Here is a 20,299-nt window from a genome sequence, read left to right as displayed (position 1 = left end):
GTATAGATTTTGATTTAGATTATAGTCCTAACCAACCGTCTACAGTTGATTTATTTGCTTCCATCCAAGCTCTTGCTACATCAGCTGGATCTTTTTTCTCAACTGAAACTGAATAAGCCATTGCAGAAACATCATCAGCTGTTAATTGAAAATTCTTAAAGAATTCTACAATTGCTGGTGATTGACTTTCTAAAGAAGTAGCCCAACCGATTTGAATTTGCTTAAGAGCATCTTTTGATGCAACATAAGATTTCTTGTACCAGTCAGCATCTGCTTTAGGTTGAATCATTTTATATTTTGCTGGATCATATTTTGGTTCTGTTAACATCACTACGTCAGCCATTCCCCAAATTGCATGAGGTTTGTAACAATAGAATGCATAACCTTCACCTTTTTTGATTGAGTCTAGTACTCTTGCATTTTTAACTGCTTCAGCAGCTCTAACTGCTTCGATACCAGCATCATATAAACCATAGTCTCTTAATTTAACTTGGTTAACATTTGCAGAAGCCCAACCATCAGCACCAATCCAAAACTCACCTTTACCATTGCCATCGCTATCCATTGCTTTAACAACTTCTGGTCTAGCTAAGTCTTCAATTGCTGTAATATTCATTTTTTTAGCAAACTGTTGAGAAACACAGTAACCTTGGTTTCCTTCATATGGTTTGCTACTTAATTTTAAAGTTCCTTTTGGAACTAAATCATTAGTGTAAGCTTCTTGGTTTGGTAACCAAATATCAGGGTGAACATCAATTTCTCCTTTTCCTCTATCAATCGCTGCATAAATTGCAGTATTGTTTCCAGGAACAAGTTCTGCCTCACCACCCATTTTGTCTATAACTACTGCTGCAAGTAAATTTGCAATTGCAGTTGCACCTGTCCAACCTGGATCTCCAATTTTAACTTTTTCTGCATTTGCAGAGAAAATTGATAAAATAGAAATTAATCCAGCTACAAGTGTAGATTTGATTATTTTCATTATCTCTCCTTAATTATTTAAAATTAAAGATTAACGTGAATTAAGATAAAGTGTCAAAGAAAATAAAGATATATAAGATAGCTATAATTACTAAATATAAATTATTCTGAATTAGCAGTTAGAGTCTTTATTTCCAATATGTTTTCATTCGGATCTTTAACAAAAAAAGTTTCTTGCTCATACTTAGTGCCTTTAAATCTCAAATAAGGCTCATCATAATATTTAGTACCGCTATCTTTTAATCTTTGTTTTAAAGCATCAAAATCTTTTCTAGATAAATGAACCCCAAAATGAGGGACTGACACATTGCCCATATCCACATCATGTCTTTCATTGTCTAATTTATGAGCACTTTTATGAAGTGTTAATTCATTACCCCAAAAATCAACATCAGCCCATTCTTGTGCAGAATTATCTAATCTGCATCCTAGAATTTCACTGTAAAATTTTTTTGCAATCTCTAAATCCCCACAAGGTATAGCTAAATGAAAACAGTTAGTATTCTTATACATATATAATCTCTTTAAATTGCTTAATTAATAACTATATAAGGCATGTAATTTTTATAATCAACCGCGACAAAATTTAAAATGAGTGATTTTTTACAATCGATAATTGATAGAGACCCTGCAGCTAAGTCAAAACTAAGTTTAGTTCTTACTTATCCAGGTGTTAAGGCAGTTTTCTTTCATAGACTAGCAAACTTTTTTAATACTGCAAAATTTCATTTGATTGCAAGAATCATTTCTCAATTTTCAAGATTCTTAACTGGAATTGAAATTCATCCTAATGCTAAGATTGGAAAAAATTTATTTATTGATCATGGTATGGGAGTAGTAATTGGAGAAACTTCTGAAATTGGTGACAACGTAACTATTTATCATATGGTTACATTGGGTGGAATTGCTCCAAGCATAAATTCAAATGATCAAAGAAATATGAAAAGACATCCAACAATTAAAGATGAAGTAGTAATTGGATCAGGAGCACAAGTATTAGGTCCTGTAACAGTTGGACGTTGTGCAAAAATTGGAGCAAATGCTGTTATTACAAAAGATGTTCCAGAGAATGCGGTTATGGTTGGAATTCCTGCCAAGAATGTTGGAATAGCTGATAGCGAATTTAAACCTTACGGAATTACTCCTGATAGTGATAAAAAATCTGAAAATGAATAATACACAAAACGATTTTATTTCTGGGATTGGAAATACTCCTCTTATAAAACTTAGAGCTGCATCAGAAATTACTGGTTGTAATATTTATGGTAAGGCAGAATTTTTAAATCCAGGCGGATCTGTAAAAGATAGAGCTGCTCTTGCATTAATTAAAGATGCTCAAGAAAAAAAATTAATTTCTAAAGGAGGAATTGTTGTTGAAGGTACCGCTGGTAACACGGGGATTGGTTTGGGTCTTTTAGGAAATTCTTTAGGTTACAAAACTATTATAGTAATGAATGATAATCAAACTCAGGAGAAAAAAGATTTACTTAGAAACCTTGGTGCTGAGTTAAGATTAGTTGAACCAAAACCTTATAAAGATGATAATAACTTTGTAAAGGTTGCTGCAAGACTTGCAGATGAATTAAGACCCTCAAATAATAATGGAGTTATTTGGGCTAACCAATTTGATAATACTGCAAATGCAAAAGGTCATTATGAGGGAACAGGTCAAGAGATCTGGGAACAGACAGAAGGTAAAGTAGATGGTTTTGTGTGTTCATCTGGAACTGGGGGCACCATTTCGGGTGTAAGTAATGCATTAAAAGAAAAGAATAAAGATATCAAAATTTACCTTTCAGATCCTAAAGGTTCTGCTCTTTATAATTATATAAAGAATGGAGAGTTAAAATCTGAAGGAGGATCAATAACAGAAGGAATTGGCTCAAGTAGAGTTACAGCAAACTTTGGTGAGGCCAAAATTGATGACGCCTACTCTATTGATGACCATGAAGCTCTACCTATTCTTTATGATTTAATTCAAAATGAGGGTCTAAGTTTGGGAACTAGTTGTGGCATAAATATTGCTGGCGCTATTAGAATGGGAAAAGAATTGGGACCTGGAAAAACTATAGTAACTATTCTATGTGATAGAAGTGATAAATACGCTACTAAAATGTTCAATAAAAAATTCTTAGAAGAAAAAGGTCTACCAATACCTAGTTGGTTTTAGATATAAATCTTATCTGCTAATCCGTAACAAAGTATTGCACTTAACAAAGTTAGAATACCTGGTGCAATAATTCCTTCATTAGATGTTTGTGGTGTGTGACCAAGCTTATTGATTTTAATATTATAAATACCAACAATAAAAGCTGAAAGGTTTTGTAAAAAAACTAAATTAAAAAATGCCCATGTTCCTTGGAGACCATCTGGTCTAATAAAGCCAACCCATATCGCCATTACAACGGCACCTATAAACAAAGAACCAAAAAATCTGGTCATTCCGGCACCAGTATCATCGATACCAAATTTATCTAAAAATTTCTTAGTAGCAAAAACGGTTTGATATGCATAAACAGCAAAAACAATAAAATGTACTAAAAATATAATTAAATAAAAAATTCCATTAAATTTTTCGATCATGTCAAAACCCTATCAAATTTTATCATCAGATAATACAACATAATCAGCAATTTTTGTGCTCCTTAATTGCATAACTGACGCGCGTTATAAACACGAGAGACATTGTCATGAATATGTAACAGTCTTCGATTACTTATAATTAATAATTAAAAAAGAAAGATAAAATGAAAAAAATAATAATAATTTTGATGCTTAGTTTATTTACTACAATTGCTAACGCTGACGGCCATGCAAAAGCAAATGCGTTTGCTATTACTTTAAAAGTTCCAGCTAGTGATGTTGCTAAAGTTGAAGAAATGTTGAAGACGCACCATCAATGGATGAAAGATACTCATCCAATGACAGGTGAGAAAAAATTAAATTCATATTCAGTTATCAAAGGACCTGAATGGAATAATCCTGCAGATCCTTCACAAGGTATGACTGGAAATATGTATTTTATTTTAACTGAGTATTATGAAAATCCTGCTGGTTTTCAAAATCACCAAGAGCTTGGAAGCAAATGGCCAATGATACAAGAATTTCAACAAATGCTATTTAGTTATGTTGTGGGATATACTTTTCCTGGAACAACTGTTGTCACAATAGAATAGACATAAGACAATTGTGAGAAAAATAATAATAACTTTATTCAGTGTTTTATTTCTGACCTCTGCATATGCGGATATGTCTGATAGTGATAAAAATAGAGCTTGGGAATGTAGTGGTATTTATATGGCTAACTATTTCTTGCCAATTGGCGAAACGTTTGAATATAGTATGAAAGAAAAATCTATGGCATCAGTTAAAGTTTTAAAAGCTTATGCCTTAGAAGTTGGAGTCCCTGAAAAGCAATGGGATGAAGGAGTAAACAAAGCTGTTGATAAGTTTTATGGATCTAAATTTGATGAGGATAAAACTAATGCCTGTCATGAATTTGTAAACTCAACGGTACCTAATGGAGAAGATAGAGTTAAAAAAGTAGTACAAACTCTATATTAGAAAGGAGTAAAAAATATGTCTAAATTTTATATTATTGGAAAGATTAGTAGAGATTTAGCTAAAAGAATGCAGAGCGATCCTAACGCAGATAGAGGAGCAGCGATCAAAGCTATTTGTGATACTGTTGGAGTAAAGTTTCACAGTTACGAGTGGGTTCGAGGAAGATTTGATGTAATCAATGTTATTGAAGGAGATTACGAAAGTGTTCTTGGAATGAAAGTTGCAATTATGAATGCAGGTTTAATGGAAGATATTATGATTCATGAGGTATTTGATTATAATAAAACTTTCAACAAAGCTGCAGATGCTGGAAAAAACTTTAAAAAACCAGGTGAATAAAAGAAAGGAATAAATGTCTATCTTAGAAAAATATAGTGCTGCACTAAAAAATAAAGACGAAGCAGTATTAAATGAGCTTTTGCATGATGACTTTAAATTTACAATGCATAAATCAGGAACTGTTTTAACAAAAGGTGATGTTATCAAATGGGCAATGAGTGGTGATATCAATCAAGATAAAGTTAGAATTGTTTACGAAAATGATGAAGTTGGAATTCACCATGCTTTTGTTACATTTAACGATGGAAATGTTGAGGCTGTAATGGCAGTTTATAAATATGACAATGGAAAAATTGTTAGTTTAGAAACTGGTGCTACTCCAATGCCTAAATAATTATATATATTTAGTGGGATTTCATTTAATATTATTAAATGAGTCTCGCTACATCATACTTGTTCCTAGGAATTGCTGTATGCCTAGGAGTTACATCAAATAGTTTTGCTAAAAGTGCAGAAGGTTTTACTCTTCTCTTTCCAAGTATAATTACCGCAATTACAATTGTTTTGTGCATGTATGCGCTTTCATTGGTGATGAAGAATATACCAATGGGTATCACTTACGCTTCATTTGCAGGATTAACAATCATTGCAACTGTAATAGTAGGTGTAATTAAATATAATCAAGTTCCAAACCTTTACTCCATGATCGGGCTAGCATTTATAATTATTGGAGTTTTAATGGTTAATTTGCTAGGTAGTAAATAATATGAAGCCTTTGTTAGGATATTTATTTTTAGCAAATGGTATAATTTTTGGAATAGCTTCAAACAGTTTTGCTAAAATTTCTGAAGGCTTTACAAAGCTAACTCCTTCAATTTTATGTATCCTTTTTATGTGTATTACAATGTTTTCAATTGCAAAAGCTATGCATGCAATACCTGTTGGATTTGCCTATTCAACTTATAGCGGTTTGACAGTAACAGGTGTTGTTCTTTTTGCTGTATTAAAGTTTAATCAAGTGCCTAATATTTATGGAACTATAGGAATTATTTTAATTATTGTTGGCGTTGTAATGGTTAATTACTTAGGTCGATTAAATTGATATTTTTTTAAAATGTCTGGAAGTTGATAACTTCCATCTTCATTTAAAGATAATTCATATTCATTAACAACAGTACTTGTATCTAATGGAGAATACAAATGTGGGTACATATCACCATTTGAAGCTTGTTCCCAAAGTAAGTGTTCAAGTTTAAAAGCATTTACTCTTAATAAAACTAGGTTTTCTTTATTTGGAAAATGTTTTTTTAAGGTTTCCTCAACTTGGTCTTCCTCTGAAAAATGAATATAGCCATCTTTAATATCTTTTTCAGATCCACCATAAGTTCCAGATTGCTTAGCTTTTTGCCATTCTTCTTTATCTATTACTTTAAAAATAAATTCTAAATTCATTTTACCAGGAAGAGTTTGGTCCTTTTAAAAATTCTAGTTCTTCTTCGGTAGTCTCTCTTCCTAAAATTTCATTTCTATGTGGATATCTATGGAACTGTCTAATTACTTTGGTGTGATCTTGCCAAAATTTTTTAATCTTATTGTATCCCTCATGCTCTCTTAGATATTTATTTAATAAATAATAAGCCATTTCATGATCGCTAATTTCTTCACTATGAATTAAAGGTAAAAGCATAAAAAGTCTTTGATCAACATTCATAGCTTCTAAATATCCAGAGTACACTGCATCATTTACTATCAATCTAGTTTTTTGATCTTGAGCAAATGCTTTTTTATCATCCCTAAACATATTTCTTGAAAATTGATCAAACAAAATGACCAAAGCTAAACAGCTCATGGGATTATCCTGCCAATCATCATATTCATTTTGACAAGCAAGTTCATAATCTTTTAAAAAATTATCCTTTATCTTTTGATCAAATTTATCATCCTTCTTAAATCTCATCTCAAAAGGAGTTTCTTTAAACCAAAAATCTAGGATTACTTGAGCTCTTTCTGGTATCATTAAATAGCTGGCTTTAACAATTTTAAAACTTTTTGATGGTTTATTTTATTATTGGAAACAATAATGTTTCCTCCTATTACAGGATTTTTATTTTCCCAAGTTGTAACAATTGCACCTGCTGCTCTCATAATTGGAATTAAGGGATGAATATCCCAAATTTTATTTGCACATTGAAAAACTATTTCGATCCTACCTTCTGCTAACTGACAATATGTAAGTGCATCAAAGCAAGGAAATTGCATACGGTCTATAAATTTTTTTATTTTCATCTGTTTTTTTAAAGGCAATTGATTATGGAAAGCTGCAGCTAACTTTGAATTTGCAAAATTTAATTTAGAATTAACTTTTAGTTTTCTTTTTTTATTATTTTCAAAAACGTATGCGGTGTTTTTGTTTACATTTAAGTAATATTTTTTCATTTTAGGGAAATTTGCTAATCCTAAAATTGGCTCCCCATTATAATTTAATGAAATCAAATTACTCCAACTAGGATTACCAACAACATATGATCTAGTTCCGTCAATTGGGTCTATTACCCATGAAAATTCACTTTTAGTATTTTTGTGACCGTACTCCTCACCTATAATTTGATGATCTGGAAATCTTTTAGAAATTTTAGACCTAATAAACTTTTCAAAAGCTTTGTCAGATGTAGTAACAGGATCGTAACCTTTACCTTTCATCTTATTGGTTATCTTGAATGGCTTATCTAACTTAGCATAATAAAATTTTGTTAAATCTTTTGCTAACTGGTTTAAAAAACTTGAAAATACTGGATATTTTTTTGTATCAAAATTATTCACAAAGAACTCTTACTATTTAATTTATATTGATTAAAGTTAAATTTTAAATAATGCTCAAGTATTATTTATGAAAATTGAGCTTCACGAAAATAAAGTTTACTTCAATAATGGTACTGAGAAAAAAGAAATACATCCTTTTTGGTTAAGAGAAAGAGTGGATGGTGAAGAATTTGTTGATCAAGGAACTCAACAAAGACTTTTTGACCCAACTAGTTTGAGCAACGATATAATGATTAATAATGCCTCTATTCATGAAGAATTTTTAGAAGTTAACTTTAATGATGGAATTAGTTCTAAGCTTAATCTTAATAAAATTGCTTTAGAATTCGCAAAAGAAGATACGGTCATAAAATCTATAGACAAAACTAAATGGGACTCTAGCTTAACTAATATCAAAAATTTTGAATACCAAGAGAATTTTTATGAAAGTAAAGAAATGCATGACTTGCTCGTTTCTTTTTATAAGTTTGGATTTGTTGTAATTAAAAATATACCAACAACAAAAAATTATATTGTTGAATTTGCAAACTCGATTGGCAGTGTAAGACGAACTAACTTTGGAGAATATTTTGATGTTAAATCAAAACCTGATCCTAATGATCTTGCATATACTTCTTTAGCCCTTGCGCCGCACACTGATAATCCATATCGAAACCCTGTTCCATGTATCCAACTTTTACATTGTATAGAGAATAAAGTTTCAGGAGGATATTCTACTTTGGTTGATGGATATACTGTTACTGAAGACCTAAAGAAAATTAATCCTGATTATTATAAAATCTTAACAGAAGTAAAAGTAAGATTTAAGTTTATTGATCAAGAAGTTGTTTTAGAATCTTTGTGTCCTTTAATTGAATTAGATGAGCATAAAAATTTTAAACAAGTAAGATTTAGCCCAAGATTAGATTTTGTTCCAATTTTAGATAAAGAAAAATTAGATTTATACTATCAAGCAAGAAAAAAATTGTCTGAGATGTACAAATCAGATAAATACAGAATAGAATTTAAACTTGCTCCAAAAGATTTAATGATGATGGATAATCATAGGTTACTTCATGGACGAACAGTTTATGATGCTAATGAAGGAGAAAGATTTTTGCAAGGTTGCTATATAGACTACGATAGTACCGAAGGAAAATTAAGACACTTAAAAAGAAAATTTAATCTGTAGAAATATTATCTATTTGAGCTTCAGCATCTCTAATAGATTTTTCATAGTCTAAAGCCATTTGATCAGCACTAATTACTTCAACTTTTTCTATTCCAAAAAAATTTAAAATAAATTTTAACCAAGGCGTTAAAAAATCCTCAGAGCTATTTAGTTTGGTTCCCCCAGAGGTGATCACAAGATAAGCTTTTTTGTTTTTTAATAACCCTTCTCTTCTACCATTAGGTTTAAATTTAAAGGTTTCCCCTATTCTTGCGGCTAAATCTGACCAAGCTTTAAGAGTTGCAGGTGGACCGTAATTATAAATTGGAGCCGAAATTATAATAACATCACTCTCTTTTAATTCTTTTACAAGCTTGTCAGAAAGTTCAAACATTTTCTTATGTTCTTCAGTTTGATCTTTCTCTTCAATTTTCATTCCAGATTCTGTTAAGCCACTTACAAAAAGCATTTCATCATCCAAATCTCTATAAATTACTTCGTCTTCAGGTTTTTTGATTTTTTCTAAAAGTTTTTTTGCTAATGCTCTTGATGTCGAACCTTTTTTTCTAGCACTTGAATCTATTTGATAAATTTTCATAAAACACACTAACCAAAATTTTGCATAAAAGGAAAGATTTTAATTATATAAAAACCAACTGCTTGCAATTGATTAGTTAAAATCAAAATTCCAGTTATTAATAAAGTTATTCCACCTATCTTTGATATTAAATTAATATTCTTCTTAAAGTTTTTAGAAAATAATAAAAATCTTTGAATTAAATATCCTGATAAAACAAAAGGTATAGCCAAACCTAAAGAATAAAAAATTAACATTATGACTGCTTTTGATAACGTTTCTTCAATAGATGCTAAAGCTAAAATTGATCCTAAAATTGGACCAATACATGGTGTCCAACCAAAACCAAAAGCAACACCAATCACATATGGAAAAAGAATATTTCTAGATTCTTTAGCATCAAATCTTTTTTCAAAATTTAAATATGAAATATTAATAATTCCAATTAATTGAAGAGAAAAAATTATAATTATAATTCCAGCTAAAATCCTTAATATTTCTGAATTTTGTAAAAGTGCTTGTCCTAAAAAAGATGCAGATGCTCCTAGGATAACAAATACAGTTGAAAACCCTAGACAAAATAAAATCAATGGGAAAATATTTGTTTGTTTTTTATTTAAAATTTCTTGTAGTGACTGACCTGAGATATAAGAGATATATCCAGGGATCAAAGGTAGAACGCATGGAGATAAAAAACTTATTAACCCTGCTCCAAAAGCTATTAAATATTCAATCATCTACCCAGTGTTTTTCATTGCTGCAGAAATTCCTGCAATAGATGTCATTAAAGCATCATCTAAATATTTCTTATCTGAATTTTTATATTTTTTGTTTGTTAATTTATTCATTATATTTGCCTGAAGAATGTTTAACATCTCTGTGTAATTGTTTCTGATAAATAATGCTTTTCTAAATTCTCTTCTTTCTCTTATAACCTCTTTTGGAGTAATTTTATTGTGCAATTTGACCAATGCATCAAATTGGAATCTCAATCTTCTTCCAATTCTAATTAAAGATTTATCAGCTAAATTATTTTCATAAATCATTGATATTTCAGGATCAACTTTTGAAATCACCATATCCAAAATATCCATTGTCGATACAAAATATGGCCAATTCCTCTCCATGTCAGTCATAGTTTTTTTAAACTGTTTAATTGATCCGTATCTCAAAGCCTCAGTTGTGCCAAGCCATGCAGGAAGCATTAACCTAATTTGTGTCCATGCAAATACCCAAGGAATAGCTCTTAAACTTTGAATATTATCAACATTTTTTCTCTTAGTGGGTCTTGAACCAATTGCAAGTTTGCCAAGAGATTTATGTGGTGTAACAGTTTTAAAATATCTAATAAAATCTTCGCTTTGATTTAAATACTTTCGGTAAGCAGATGTAGAAATCTCAGACATTTTTTGAATAAGCTTTCTCCAATTTGGTTTTGATCTAGGAGGCGGATCTAAAGTAGCCTCCATTACTGCACCGATATAACTACATAGGTTGTATTCAGCCAAAGGTTTATATCCATATTTTTGTTGTATCACCTCTCCTTGATCAGTAATTCTAATTTTTCCATTTACTGTTCCAGATGGTTGAGATTTAAGAGTTGCCTGAATTGGTCCTCCTCCTCTTCCTGGAGATCCTCCTCGACCGTGAAAAAATACAAGATCTATTTTATATTTTTTAGCTAAATTTCTTAGTTCCTCTTGAAGTTTATATTGATGCCAACTTGCAGATAGTTTTCCAGCATCTTTACTAGAGTCTGAATATCCGATCATTACTTCTTGTTTTGAGTTGATCATTTTTCTATACCAAGGAAGTTTAAATAAATTTTGCATAACACCTTTGGCATTCTTTAAATCATCTAAAGTTTCAAAAAGTGGTACTACTCTTAACAAATTCTTTGTTTCAGCCTGTAATTGTAATAAATAAACAGATAAAATATCAGATGCTTTTGAAGTCATTGAAATTACATAAGCACCCATACATTGCTCTGGCTCTTTAGATATTTGCTTAAATGTTTTCCAAACTTCCAAATTCTCTTTGTCTCTTAAATTAATTTTATTAACAAAAGATTTTTTTTGTTTTATTGATTTATTAAGTAATTCAATTTTCTTTTCTTCAGGTAATCGTGAATAATTTATTTTATTTTTCTTTTTAAATATTTCATTTAAAAGTTTTTCATGTCTATCAGACTCTTGTCTAATATCTAATCTTGCTAAATTTATTCCAAAACATCTAACTCTTCTAATCAAATCCAACAAATCTGCATTTGCAATATGTTGACCTTTGTTCATGTTTAAGGAAGTTCTAACTTCTCTTAATGGATTTATAATTTCGTACTTATCTCTTAATAATTTATTTTCATCTAATGGTTTATTATAATTTATATGTGCTTCAATTAATTGATGAGTTCTTCTAACTTTATCTCTTAAAGGTCTTAAATAAACTCTGTAAGGTTCAAAACTTTTTCCAGTTACTTTTTTAATTGTTTGTGAACATTCTTCCATTGATAAATCTTGAATTAATTTTGTAAGTTCTCTTTCGTATAACTTCGCAGCTTGCCATCTTGAAAATAAAATTACTTTTTTTGTTACTTCAGATGTAACATTTGGATTTCCATCTCTATCTCCACCCATCCAAGAACCAAATTGAATAGGATTAAAGTTTCTAGGAAGATCTTTATTTAAATTTTTTCTAAAAATATCATTTAACCTTTTATAAACCCTTGGAATTGTATCCCATAAACTATCTTCTATTACAGCCAAGCCCCATCTAGCCTCATCAAGCGGTGATGGTTTGGTTCTTTTTAATTCATCTGTTTTCCAAATAATGGCTATCTCAGAATAGAGTTTTCGATCTATTTCAATAATTTTTGCGGAGTATTTTTTATAAAGATGGCGTTGCTCCATTAAAGTGATTAAATTTGCGTATTTTTGAATAAGCGTTCTTCTTTTAACTTCTGTTGGATGTGCTGTGAGAACTATTCCAATATCAAGTTTTGTTGCCTGATCATAAATTTTTTTGTCAGAAATTTTTCTATTTTTAAAGAGGTTATTAATTATATCCTCAATAAATAGATTTTGTTTTTTGCTCTTAAAATATGGATTATCGTATTCATTAAGTTTTCTAGAAGCATCTAACGACTCTGCTAAATTCATTAAATTTAAAATATGTGAAAAAGCTCGAGTGACCTTAAAAGTAATTTCAGGTGAAAGCTTTCTGATATCTTTTGAAATTTTGGAAAATACTTTTCTTTTATTTTTATCTAATAAGGTATTTTTAGATAATAATCTTAATCGCTCAACTATATTGAAAAATTTTGTGCCTTCTTGATCTTTGATTACTCTTCCAAGAAAAGTTCCTAATAATCTTATATCTTCTCTTAAAAGCTTAGTGGGTATTCGTTCATAGTAAAGATCTCTCTGCTTCATTACTTAAAATAAATTTTTTTTGCAAAACTCCTTTTGTGTTTGTTTTTACACCAAAAAAGAATCCTGAATATCTAAATTTTCGCAAATCAGCCTTGTCCATTCCTTTTGTAGCTGTTGAAACGTACAGTTCTTGATTATTCTTACCACCAAACGCACAATTTGTAATATTTTTTGCTGGAAACTGAATTCTATGAATTAATTTTGCTCTACTATTAAATACTGAAACGCATGCACCATGAAAATGGGCAACCCATAAATTTTTATTTTTATCTACAGTCATTCCATCTGGAACTCCTTCTTCAGGAGTTAACTTTTTGAATATTTTTTTACTAATTATTTTATTATTTTTATTTATCTTAATTTTATAGATAGTTTTTTTAGGACTATCAGTGTGGTAAAAATTATATTGATCGATAAATGCTGGGCCATTTGTAATTCTATAATTTTTATCAACTTTAGTTAATTTAAGATTTTTATCTAATTTATACAAAGATCCTTTTTCAATTTTTCTCTCTAAATTATCCATGGTACCAAACCAAAGATTTCCAGCAGGATCTGTTTTACCATCGTTTATTCTATTCAATTTTAATTTAGGTTCTATAGGTATCGATTTTAAAACTTTTTTTGATTTTAAATTTTGAATTCTTATTTCACCTTGCAATCCTAAAATAAATATATGATCACTTATGTGAGCAATGAAACCTACTTCCTTATTTACTTTAAATATTTTCTTTTTTTTATTTTTTATATTTAAAGAACAAATTTTCTTTTTCTTTATATCAACAAAATAAATTGAGTTGTGTTCTTTAACCCAAAGTGTTCCCTCACCTAAGGTACATCTTATTTTCCAAATTGGTTTAGGCTCTGTTGTTTTAATTTTATTCATTTACTTCAAATTCTTTAATAAAGTCCTCATTTGGATTTATACCAATACCTACATTGTCTGTCACTGATGCAAATCCATTATTGTTTTTAACTTGATCTAAAATTGAAAAATTTTCTTTTGGTAGATCTGTAATAAAGATATTTTTCTCTGTTGTATCAAATTCGAGCATAGATTTTGTTGGGAATAATCCCCCTGGCATATCTGGTTGTGCAGTCAATAAATGAAGATTTACCGCTATACTTACAGCAGATCCCCAAACATGATTAATTACAGGAACAAAGTTTGCTTGCGCTAAAGCTGCAACTTTCAAATATTCTGTAATACCTCCTAATCCACATACCTCTGGTTGAGCTATATCAATGCAATCATTGTTAATTAATTTATTCCAACCATACTTTGTAAATTCTGCTTCACCTCCAGCAACACTGGTTGATATATTTTTTTTTAATTCTTGATAACCATTGTAATCTTCAGGAGCAACAGGTTCTTCAAACCAATAAATATCTAGTTCATCAAGTCCTTTTCCAACATAAAGAGCATCTTTTAAATTATAAGCATGGTTAGCATCCACCATTAATTTAAAATCTTTACCTATAGAATTTCTAACTGCTTGAACTAACTTCAAATCTTCTTTTGGACCTAATCCAACCTTCATTTTTATAGCTTTAAAGTTTTTTGATTTAATTTGTTTTGCTTCTTCTTCAAACAAAGGAATTAGCTCATCAACTGATTTTTTTTGCAACATCATTCCATATCCATACACAGGAACTTCATTATTACATTTTCCTCCAACAAGTTGATAAAGAGGAGAGTTTGTTTTTTTTCCTAAGATATCCCATAGAGCTATATCAACCCCTGACAAAGCTTGTATTGGCATTCCTTTTTGACCACTATCTCTTAAAAGATTGTAAACTTTTTGCCAGATATGTTCTTTATTCAAAGGGTTTTCACCTATTATTAAAGACTGAATTACCTTTTCAACAATGAACTTATTGGCTAAAGCAATATTACCTGGACCAAAACATTCGCCCCATCCAGTAATACCTTCATCAGTTTGTACTTCGACTAAATGAGCTGTTCTGTGTTTATAATATTGTTGTGAATAACCTAATTCTTTCTCTAACTCATATTTAAGTACATGACTTTTAATAGAAGTTATTTTCACAAAAGATTATAAAGCAACTACTTTAGAGTTTTGCTCTCCTAAATTTTCAATTGACAATCTCATTGTATCACCAGCTTTCAAGAATTGTTGTGGCTTCATTCCCATACCAACTCCTGGAGGTGTACCAGTCGTAATAATATCACCTGGCTGTAATGACATGAATTTACTTAAATAAGATACAATAACGTTAACATTAAAGATCATAGTATTAGTATTTCCAGTCTGCATTCTTTGACCGTTAACATCTAAACTCATTTTTAAATTATTGATATCAGCAATTTCATCTTTAGTTACCAAGTAAGGTCCAATTGGTCCATACGTGTCATGAGATTTTCCTTTAACCCATTGACCCATTTTTTCTATTTGCCATTCTCTTTCACTAATATCGTTTACTAAACAATATCCTAAGATGTGATCTTGGGATTGAGCTTCTGAAATATGTTTTGTGTGTTTTCCAATTACAATTCCTAATTCTACTTCCCAGTCTAATTTTTTTGAACCAGACACAATTTCGATATCATCGTTAGGACCATTGATGCAACTTGTTGCTTTCATAAAAGTAATTGGCTCAGATGGAACTTCTGCTCCTGTTTCAGCAGCGTGGTCTGAAAAATTTAAACCTATTGCAATAAATTTTCCTGGTTTTGTAATACATGAACCAATTCTTTCACTTGATGATATCTCTGGAAGACTTGCTAAATCAGCACTTTGTAATTTTGAAATAGTTTCAAAATCTAAATGATCAGGATTTAAATCTGAAATATGTGAACTGATATCTCTAATTTTACCATCTTTGTCTAAAGCTGCTGGTTTTTCTTGTCCTTTTTGACCTACTCTTAATAATTTCATAATTGTCCTTTTGTTATTAAATTATATTGAAATTCCACCATCAACAGAAATTGTAGTTCCTGTTGTAAATGTTGCATCATCACTTGCTAGATAAACTGCAACTGCAGCAATTTCTTCTGCAGTTCCTAATCTTCCCATTGGTTGTCTTGCAATAAAATCTTTTTTTGCCTGAACTGGATCTGGACTCTGGTTTACTCTATCTTGCCATGATGGTGAATAAACTGTTCCAGGAGCAATTGAATTACATCTAATATTTTGTTTTACAAAGTCGGCAGCTATAGCTTTAGTTAGACCTATTACAGCACCTTTTGTTGTCCCATAAACAAATCTGTTAGGAAAACCTTTTAAGCTTGAAGCACATGAAGACACATTAATAATACTTCCACCATTTTGTTTTACCATTAGTGGTAATATTGCCTTACACATAAAATACATTGATTTAACATTTACATTTGATGAGAAATCCCAGTCTTTTTCATCACATTCAAGAATTGTTCCATGATGAACAAATCCAACTGCATTAAATAACACATCTACTTTATCAAGAGTTTTGGTAAATTCTAAGATAGCGTTGTTATCAGTTGAGTCTAATTTGGTAACTTTGATATCTGGATATTCTTTATTTAATTCTGCTAATGTTTTATCGTTTAAATCTGTAGCTGTTACGTGAGCTCCTTCTTTGTGAAATGCAATTGCAGTTGCTTTTCCAATTCCTTGTCCTGCTGCTGTTACAACAATTTGTTTCCCATTAAGTCTTCCACTCATTTCTTATTTATCCTTTCAATCTCGTTATAAAGTGAACTGTGATCAGTGTTACCATGACCATTATCAACTAAAGTCTTATACATTTCTTTAACTAAATTTGAAATAGGTAAATGAGTATTATAAGAATTTGCACATTCTAAAATATTATTCATATCTTTCAAATGAGTATAAGTCTTACCCTTAGGGGTAAAATCTTTATCAATCATTCTTTTTCCATGTGTTTGAAGTATTTTACTATCTGCCCATCCACCTGAAAGAGCTTTGATTAATTTATTTGGATCTGCTCCAGCTTTTTCACATAGTGTTATGGCTTCTGCAACCGCTCCTATTGTAACTCCAACAACAATTTGATTTGCTAGTTTTGATACTTGTCCACTTCCAATGGGTCCAACTAATGTTGGGTTTCCCATTGCTTTTAAAATTTTTTCAGAATTTTCAAATACATTTTGTTCACCTCCAACCATAATGGCTAGTGAAGCTTCTTCTGCTCCAATTGTTCCTCCTGAAACTGGTGCGTCTAAATAATTTACATTTTTTGATTTTAAATTTGCTCCATGTTTTGTTGCTGTTGTGGGTTTTACAGAACTCATGTCTATAACTGTTGAACCTGGTTTTAAGTTGTCTAAAAAATCTGTACTAGAAGTTATTGCATCTACCGCACTATCGTCAGTTAACATGGTTATAACAAAATCACTGTCTTTTACTACATTACTTATAGTTTTTGAAATTTCTGCACCAAATTCTTTTAATGGTTCTGCTTTTTCTATTGATCGATTAAAAGCTTTTAATTTAAATCCAGATTTTAATATATTTTTAGCCATTGGAAGTCCCATTAGGCCTGTTCCAATAAATCCAATTGTTATCATGGTTTGGGTTTAAACTCGTGGAAATTTTGTGTCATTGCTTCAGGAAAGAACATAACACATGCTAATACAATTAACTGAATTACTATAAATGGAGCAAAACCTCTAAAGATATCTGTTAAAGATATATGCGGAGGAGCAACCGATTTTAAATAGAAAGCGGCGGGCCCAAATGGTGGACTTAAAAATGAAACCTGCATATTTACACAGAATAAAATTCCAAACCAAATTGGATCAAAACCCAGAGCTAAAACAATTGGTAAAAATACTGGCATTGCTAACAATACAATTCCAACCCAGTCCATGAATGCTCCCATGATTAAGAACATAATCTGCATCATGAAAATTAAATACATTGGTTTCAAATCATAAGCTAAAATTGTTTCAGCTACATATTTTGGACCTCCAGCAAGAGAATAAGCTCCTGCTAAAACTGTTGCACCAAAAGTAATTGTCAAAATTGTTCCAGATGCTTTGAAAGTTCTTGTTAATGCATCTTTAAATAAAAACCATGTCAGTTCTTTTCTTGCAAAAATAATAATTAATGTCGCAACAACTCCCATCCCCGCAGCTTCAGTAATACCAGTCATTCCAGAATAAATTGAACCTAATACAATAATTACAATTCCAATTGGTGGAAGTAGACCTGGAAGGTAAGACATTTTTTCTTTTAAAGTTAAAGCTGGCTCATCACTTATTGGAGCTAAATGAGGTTGTAATCTTGTTCTAATAAGAATGTATGTGATAATTAAACCTGAGATCATCAAACCTGGAACAATTGCTTCTTGGAATAACATCGTAATAGAAGTTTCTGTTGTTAATCCATAAATAATTAAGACAATTGATGGAGGTATCATGGTTCCTAAAGATCCAGATGCACAAATAATACCAATAGACATATCTTGATCATATTTAAGTCTTAACATTTGAGGTAATGCAATTAATCCTAATAAAACTATTTCTCCTCCAATAATTCCACTCATTGCAGCCATGATGGTTGCCATGATTGCAGTAACTACACCTACTCCTCCTCTAGTTTTTCTTAACCACGCGTTTAAAGCATCATAAAGATCTCTTGCAATGTTTGAGCGTTCGAGCAAGGAGGCCATAAAGATAAATAAAGGCACTGATAAAAAAGAATAAGTAACAACTAATGAATAATACCTTGAAAGCAATATTCCTAATGCGTGTTCTCCTATATATAAAAATACTAGCACTGCACCCATGAAACCTGATGCAAATCCCATCGGAACACCAATAGATATTAGCGCTAATAATCCAACTATTAATATTATCGAGAGTGTTCCTATTTCAAATTCCATCTTACTTTAATTCTTTTGATGGGTCGTATTGTTTCTCTTTTGGATTTCTCCAATCAATAATTAAGTTATTTACTGATTGAAGAGCTATAAGGAATACACATAAAAGTGTAAGTGGTTTCATTGTAGCTGGAATTGGAGGATCCCAATAAGTTGCAAATCTCTCCCAAGTAGTGAAAGATCTGTGCGCATCTTCCCATCCACCATAAATTACTGCTGTAGCAAAAAGTACAATAATAATAGTACTAATTAAGTCAAAAATTCTTTGTGTAGGTCTTCCCACCCAATCGTAAAGTAAAACTATTCTAATATGGCTTCTTAATCTTGTTGCGTAAATTCCACCAACTAAATAACAAACACCAGCAAGCCATAAACATAATTCATTTGCCCACAAAGTAGGCTTAAATAAAACGTACCTCATAAATATCTCGTACATCATTACAATTACTATAACTGGAATAAGATATTTTATTGTGTGGCTTAAAAATAAGGAAATTCTATCAATCCAATTTATTGGAAAATCATCTTTACTCGCTACTTTTTCATTCTGTTCTTGTAACTCTTTATCAATCATTGAGTAAAAATTTTAGATTTTATTCGAAGGGCCTTTTCAGGCCCTTCAAAATTTATTTATTACATAATGCCATTAGCTTTCATGTAAGCTTTGTGCATTTCAATAAGTTGAGCGGCTTCTGGAGATTTTGTCTTCCATTCTTCCCAAGCAGCAAGTGCAGCTTGTCTGAATTTAAGTCTATCTTCTCTAGACCAGTCATGAAGAGTAACGCCCATTTCATTTAAAGCTTTTACAGCTTCAGCGTTTTTTCTCTCAACTAAGCTAGTAATAGTTCTTCCAGCGATTTCAATTGCTGCTTTCATAGCACCTTGCTCATGAGGCTTTAACTTGTTCCATACTTTTGTGTTACAAGCTAAGTGGTCAGCCGGCATAGAGTGGAAACCTGGGTATGTAGCATATTTGTTTTGCTCATAGTGTCCACCAGCATAGTTAGTTGCTAAAGATGAATAGTCAGCACCATCGATTAGACCAGTTTGTAAAGCTGTAGGAACTTCACCAAAGTCCATAACGATTGGCTTCGCACCTAAAGTTGTAAAGATCATACTTTCCATTCCTGGAGGTGATCTAAATTTAAAGTCTTTCAATGAAGCAACATCTGGAATTGGTCTGCTAGATATTAAAGACTCATGTCCTGGTATCCACCAACCAATTAAAGTCATTCCGTATTTGTTGTATAATGCATCAACAGCTTCTTGAGCACCTGGGTAGTTCAAGAATTCATATTGTTGGTATGGGTTGTCATATCCACCCATTACATCACCTGCAAATTGGAACGCTGCATTTTTACCAGTTTGGTAACCAGCACCAGTCATATCACAATCGATAATTCCAGTTTGTGCAGAGTTAAACACCTCAGCAGATTTACCTGTTACTGAAGATGAGTAGAACATTTCAACTTTCAAGCTTCCACCAGAAAATTTTTCTACATTTTTTGCGAACTGAGCCGCAACTTCACCATTTGGTGAACTAGCAGTAAAGTGAGTTTCAATCTTTAAAGTCTTTGCATTTGCAGAGCCAAATAAAGCAACTGAAACCATAGCCACTGCTGCTAAAGTTTTAGATATTAATTTAAACATTAT

26 protein-coding genes are annotated in these 20,299 nt (G+C 31.0%); 9 read left to right on the top strand and 17 right to left on the bottom strand.

What is annotated here, in order from left to right; genetic code table 11:
* Positions 1-19 precede the first annotated feature (19 nt).
* Together ACQY31_RS07440 and ACQY31_RS07435 are read right to left on the bottom strand one after the other, a co-directional pair.
* Positions 20-982 carry a glycine betaine ABC transporter substrate-binding protein gene (locus tag ACQY31_RS07440; RefSeq protein ID WP_428079851.1) on the bottom strand — a complete coding sequence of 321 codons (963 nt, stop codon included), beginning with the start codon at positions 980-982 and terminating at the stop codon, positions 20-22.
* Between the two features lie 101 nt (positions 983-1,083).
* The gene (locus ACQY31_RS07435; protein WP_428079850.1) at positions 1,084-1,494 is read right to left on the bottom strand and encodes a VOC family protein; all 411 of its coding nucleotides are present in this window, start codon (positions 1,492-1,494) and stop codon (positions 1,084-1,086) included.
* 78 nt (positions 1,495-1,572) lie between these two features.
* Between ACQY31_RS07435 and epsC the strand changes: the two genes are divergently transcribed.
* Both epsC and ACQY31_RS07425 read left to right on the top strand, forming a co-directional pair.
* On the top strand, positions 1,573-2,157 hold the full coding sequence (gene epsC, locus ACQY31_RS07430; protein WP_428079849.1) for a serine O-acetyltransferase EpsC: 585 nt from the start codon (positions 1,573-1,575) through the stop codon (positions 2,155-2,157).
* Complete coding sequence (locus tag ACQY31_RS07425) at positions 2,150-3,151, top strand: cysteine synthase A (protein ID WP_428079848.1); 1,002 nt, start codon at positions 2,150-2,152, stop codon at positions 3,149-3,151. The genes epsC and ACQY31_RS07425 overlap by 8 nt, the downstream gene beginning before the upstream one ends.
* Here ACQY31_RS07425 and ACQY31_RS07420 read toward each other — a convergent pair.
* Positions 3,148-3,564 (bottom strand): hypothetical protein, encoded by a 417-nt coding sequence (locus tag ACQY31_RS07420; RefSeq protein ID WP_023854072.1) that lies wholly within the window; start codon positions 3,562-3,564, stop codon positions 3,148-3,150. The two genes, ACQY31_RS07425 and ACQY31_RS07420, sit on opposite strands and share 4 nt — an antisense overlap.
* A gap of 164 nt (positions 3,565-3,728) precedes the next feature.
* Here ACQY31_RS07420 and ACQY31_RS07415 point away from each other — a divergent pair, with 164 nt between their 5' ends.
* The 6 genes from ACQY31_RS07415 (at position 3,729) to ACQY31_RS07390 (ending at position 5,926) form a co-directional block, all read left to right on the top strand.
* Positions 3,729-4,157 (top strand): hypothetical protein, encoded by a 429-nt coding sequence (locus tag ACQY31_RS07415; RefSeq protein ID WP_428079847.1) that lies wholly within the window; start codon positions 3,729-3,731, stop codon positions 4,155-4,157.
* 73 nt (positions 4,158-4,230) lie between these two features.
* Positions 4,231-4,545 carry a hypothetical protein gene (locus ACQY31_RS07410; protein ID WP_428079846.1) on the top strand — a complete coding sequence of 105 codons (315 nt, stop codon included), beginning with the start codon at positions 4,231-4,233 and terminating at the stop codon, positions 4,543-4,545.
* A 15-nt stretch (positions 4,546-4,560) separates the two neighbouring features.
* Entirely contained in the window at positions 4,561-4,884 is a 324-nt protein-coding gene (locus tag ACQY31_RS07405) for a GYD domain-containing protein (RefSeq protein ID WP_075505087.1), read from the top strand.
* A gap of 13 nt (positions 4,885-4,897) precedes the next feature.
* Positions 4,898-5,218 carry a nuclear transport factor 2 family protein gene (locus tag ACQY31_RS07400; protein WP_428079845.1) on the top strand — a complete coding sequence of 107 codons (321 nt, stop codon included), beginning with the start codon at positions 4,898-4,900 and terminating at the stop codon, positions 5,216-5,218.
* A gap of 38 nt (positions 5,219-5,256) precedes the next feature.
* The gene (locus ACQY31_RS07395) at positions 5,257-5,589 is read left to right on the top strand and encodes a DMT family transporter (protein ID WP_428079844.1); all 333 of its coding nucleotides are present in this window, start codon (positions 5,257-5,259) and stop codon (positions 5,587-5,589) included.
* A gap of 1 nt (position 5,590) precedes the next feature.
* Positions 5,591-5,926, top strand: coding sequence for an SMR family transporter (locus ACQY31_RS07390; RefSeq protein WP_428079843.1), 336 nt, complete (start codon positions 5,591-5,593; stop codon positions 5,924-5,926).
* On the opposite strand, the gene ACQY31_RS07385 is transcribed toward ACQY31_RS07390, so the two are convergent.
* The 3 genes from ACQY31_RS07385 to ACQY31_RS07375 are packed head-to-tail and all read right to left on the bottom strand — an operon-like array spanning position 5,905 to position 7,644.
* Entirely contained in the window at positions 5,905-6,276 is a 372-nt protein-coding gene (locus ACQY31_RS07385; RefSeq protein ID WP_428079842.1) for a DUF952 domain-containing protein, read from the bottom strand. The genes ACQY31_RS07390 and ACQY31_RS07385 overlap by 22 nt on opposite strands.
* Before the next feature lies 1 nt (position 6,277).
* Entirely contained in the window at positions 6,278-6,841 is a 564-nt protein-coding gene (locus ACQY31_RS07380) for a DUF924 family protein (protein WP_428079841.1), read from the bottom strand.
* Positions 6,841-7,644, bottom strand: coding sequence for an inositol monophosphatase family protein (locus ACQY31_RS07375; protein ID WP_428079840.1), 804 nt, complete (start codon positions 7,642-7,644; stop codon positions 6,841-6,843). Before ACQY31_RS07375 ends, ACQY31_RS07380 begins: the two co-directional genes overlap by 1 nt.
* Before the next feature lie 67 nt (positions 7,645-7,711).
* Here ACQY31_RS07375 and ACQY31_RS07370 point away from each other — a divergent pair, with 67 nt between their 5' ends.
* Positions 7,712-8,815 (top strand): TauD/TfdA family dioxygenase, encoded by a 1,104-nt coding sequence (locus ACQY31_RS07370; protein WP_428079839.1) that lies wholly within the window; start codon positions 7,712-7,714, stop codon positions 8,813-8,815.
* On the opposite strand, the gene ACQY31_RS07365 is transcribed toward ACQY31_RS07370, so the two are convergent.
* Genes ACQY31_RS07365 through dctP form a run of 11 tightly spaced genes read right to left on the bottom strand, consistent with a single transcriptional unit; the run spans position 8,805 to position 20,296 of the window.
* Positions 8,805-9,392 carry an FMN-dependent NADH-azoreductase gene (locus ACQY31_RS07365; RefSeq protein WP_428079838.1) on the bottom strand — a complete coding sequence of 196 codons (588 nt, stop codon included), beginning with the start codon at positions 9,390-9,392 and terminating at the stop codon, positions 8,805-8,807. The two genes, ACQY31_RS07370 and ACQY31_RS07365, sit on opposite strands and share 11 nt — an antisense overlap.
* A gap of 8 nt (positions 9,393-9,400) precedes the next feature.
* Positions 9,401-10,108 carry a cytochrome c biogenesis CcdA family protein gene (locus ACQY31_RS07360; protein ID WP_428079837.1) on the bottom strand — a complete coding sequence of 236 codons (708 nt, stop codon included), beginning with the start codon at positions 10,106-10,108 and terminating at the stop codon, positions 9,401-9,403.
* Positions 10,109-12,799 (bottom strand): phosphoenolpyruvate carboxylase, encoded by a 2,691-nt coding sequence (gene ppc, locus ACQY31_RS07355; protein ID WP_428079836.1) that lies wholly within the window; start codon positions 12,797-12,799, stop codon positions 10,109-10,111.
* On the bottom strand, positions 12,774-13,685 hold the full coding sequence (locus ACQY31_RS07350) for an SMP-30/gluconolactonase/LRE family protein (protein WP_428079835.1): 912 nt from the start codon (positions 13,683-13,685) through the stop codon (positions 12,774-12,776). Before ACQY31_RS07350 ends, ppc begins: the two co-directional genes overlap by 26 nt.
* Positions 13,678-14,850 carry a mandelate racemase/muconate lactonizing enzyme family protein gene (locus ACQY31_RS07345; RefSeq protein WP_428079834.1) on the bottom strand — a complete coding sequence of 391 codons (1,173 nt, stop codon included), beginning with the start codon at positions 14,848-14,850 and terminating at the stop codon, positions 13,678-13,680. The genes ACQY31_RS07350 and ACQY31_RS07345 overlap by 8 nt, the downstream gene beginning before the upstream one ends.
* 6 nt (positions 14,851-14,856) lie before the next feature.
* On the bottom strand, positions 14,857-15,699 hold the full coding sequence (locus tag ACQY31_RS07340) for a fumarylacetoacetate hydrolase family protein (RefSeq protein ID WP_428079833.1): 843 nt from the start codon (positions 15,697-15,699) through the stop codon (positions 14,857-14,859).
* 21 nt (positions 15,700-15,720) lie between these two features.
* On the bottom strand, positions 15,721-16,464 hold the full coding sequence (locus tag ACQY31_RS07335) for an SDR family oxidoreductase (protein WP_428079832.1): 744 nt from the start codon (positions 16,462-16,464) through the stop codon (positions 15,721-15,723).
* Positions 16,461-17,330, bottom strand: a complete 870-nt coding sequence (locus ACQY31_RS07330; RefSeq protein WP_428079831.1) for an NAD(P)-dependent oxidoreductase — start codon at positions 17,328-17,330, stop codon at positions 16,461-16,463. The genes ACQY31_RS07335 and ACQY31_RS07330 overlap by 4 nt, the downstream gene beginning before the upstream one ends.
* Positions 17,327-18,649, bottom strand: a complete 1,323-nt coding sequence (locus ACQY31_RS07325; RefSeq protein ID WP_428079830.1) for a TRAP transporter large permease — start codon at positions 18,647-18,649, stop codon at positions 17,327-17,329. Before ACQY31_RS07325 ends, ACQY31_RS07330 begins: the two co-directional genes overlap by 4 nt.
* Before the next feature lies 1 nt (position 18,650).
* On the bottom strand, positions 18,651-19,220 hold the full coding sequence (locus ACQY31_RS07320) for a TRAP transporter small permease subunit (protein ID WP_428079829.1): 570 nt from the start codon (positions 19,218-19,220) through the stop codon (positions 18,651-18,653).
* A gap of 59 nt (positions 19,221-19,279) precedes the next feature.
* Positions 19,280-20,296 (bottom strand): TRAP transporter substrate-binding protein DctP, encoded by a 1,017-nt coding sequence (gene dctP / locus ACQY31_RS07315; protein ID WP_428079828.1) that lies wholly within the window; start codon positions 20,294-20,296, stop codon positions 19,280-19,282.
* Positions 20,297-20,299 lie beyond the last annotated feature (3 nt).

It is taken from the genome of Candidatus Pelagibacter sp., assembly GCF_965262185.1.
In the GTDB taxonomy this organism is placed as follows: Bacteria; Pseudomonadota; Alphaproteobacteria; order Pelagibacterales; family Pelagibacteraceae; genus Pelagibacter.
The sequence above is the reverse complement of the archived record's forward strand: the minus strand, read 5'-3'. Positions and strand labels throughout refer to the sequence as shown.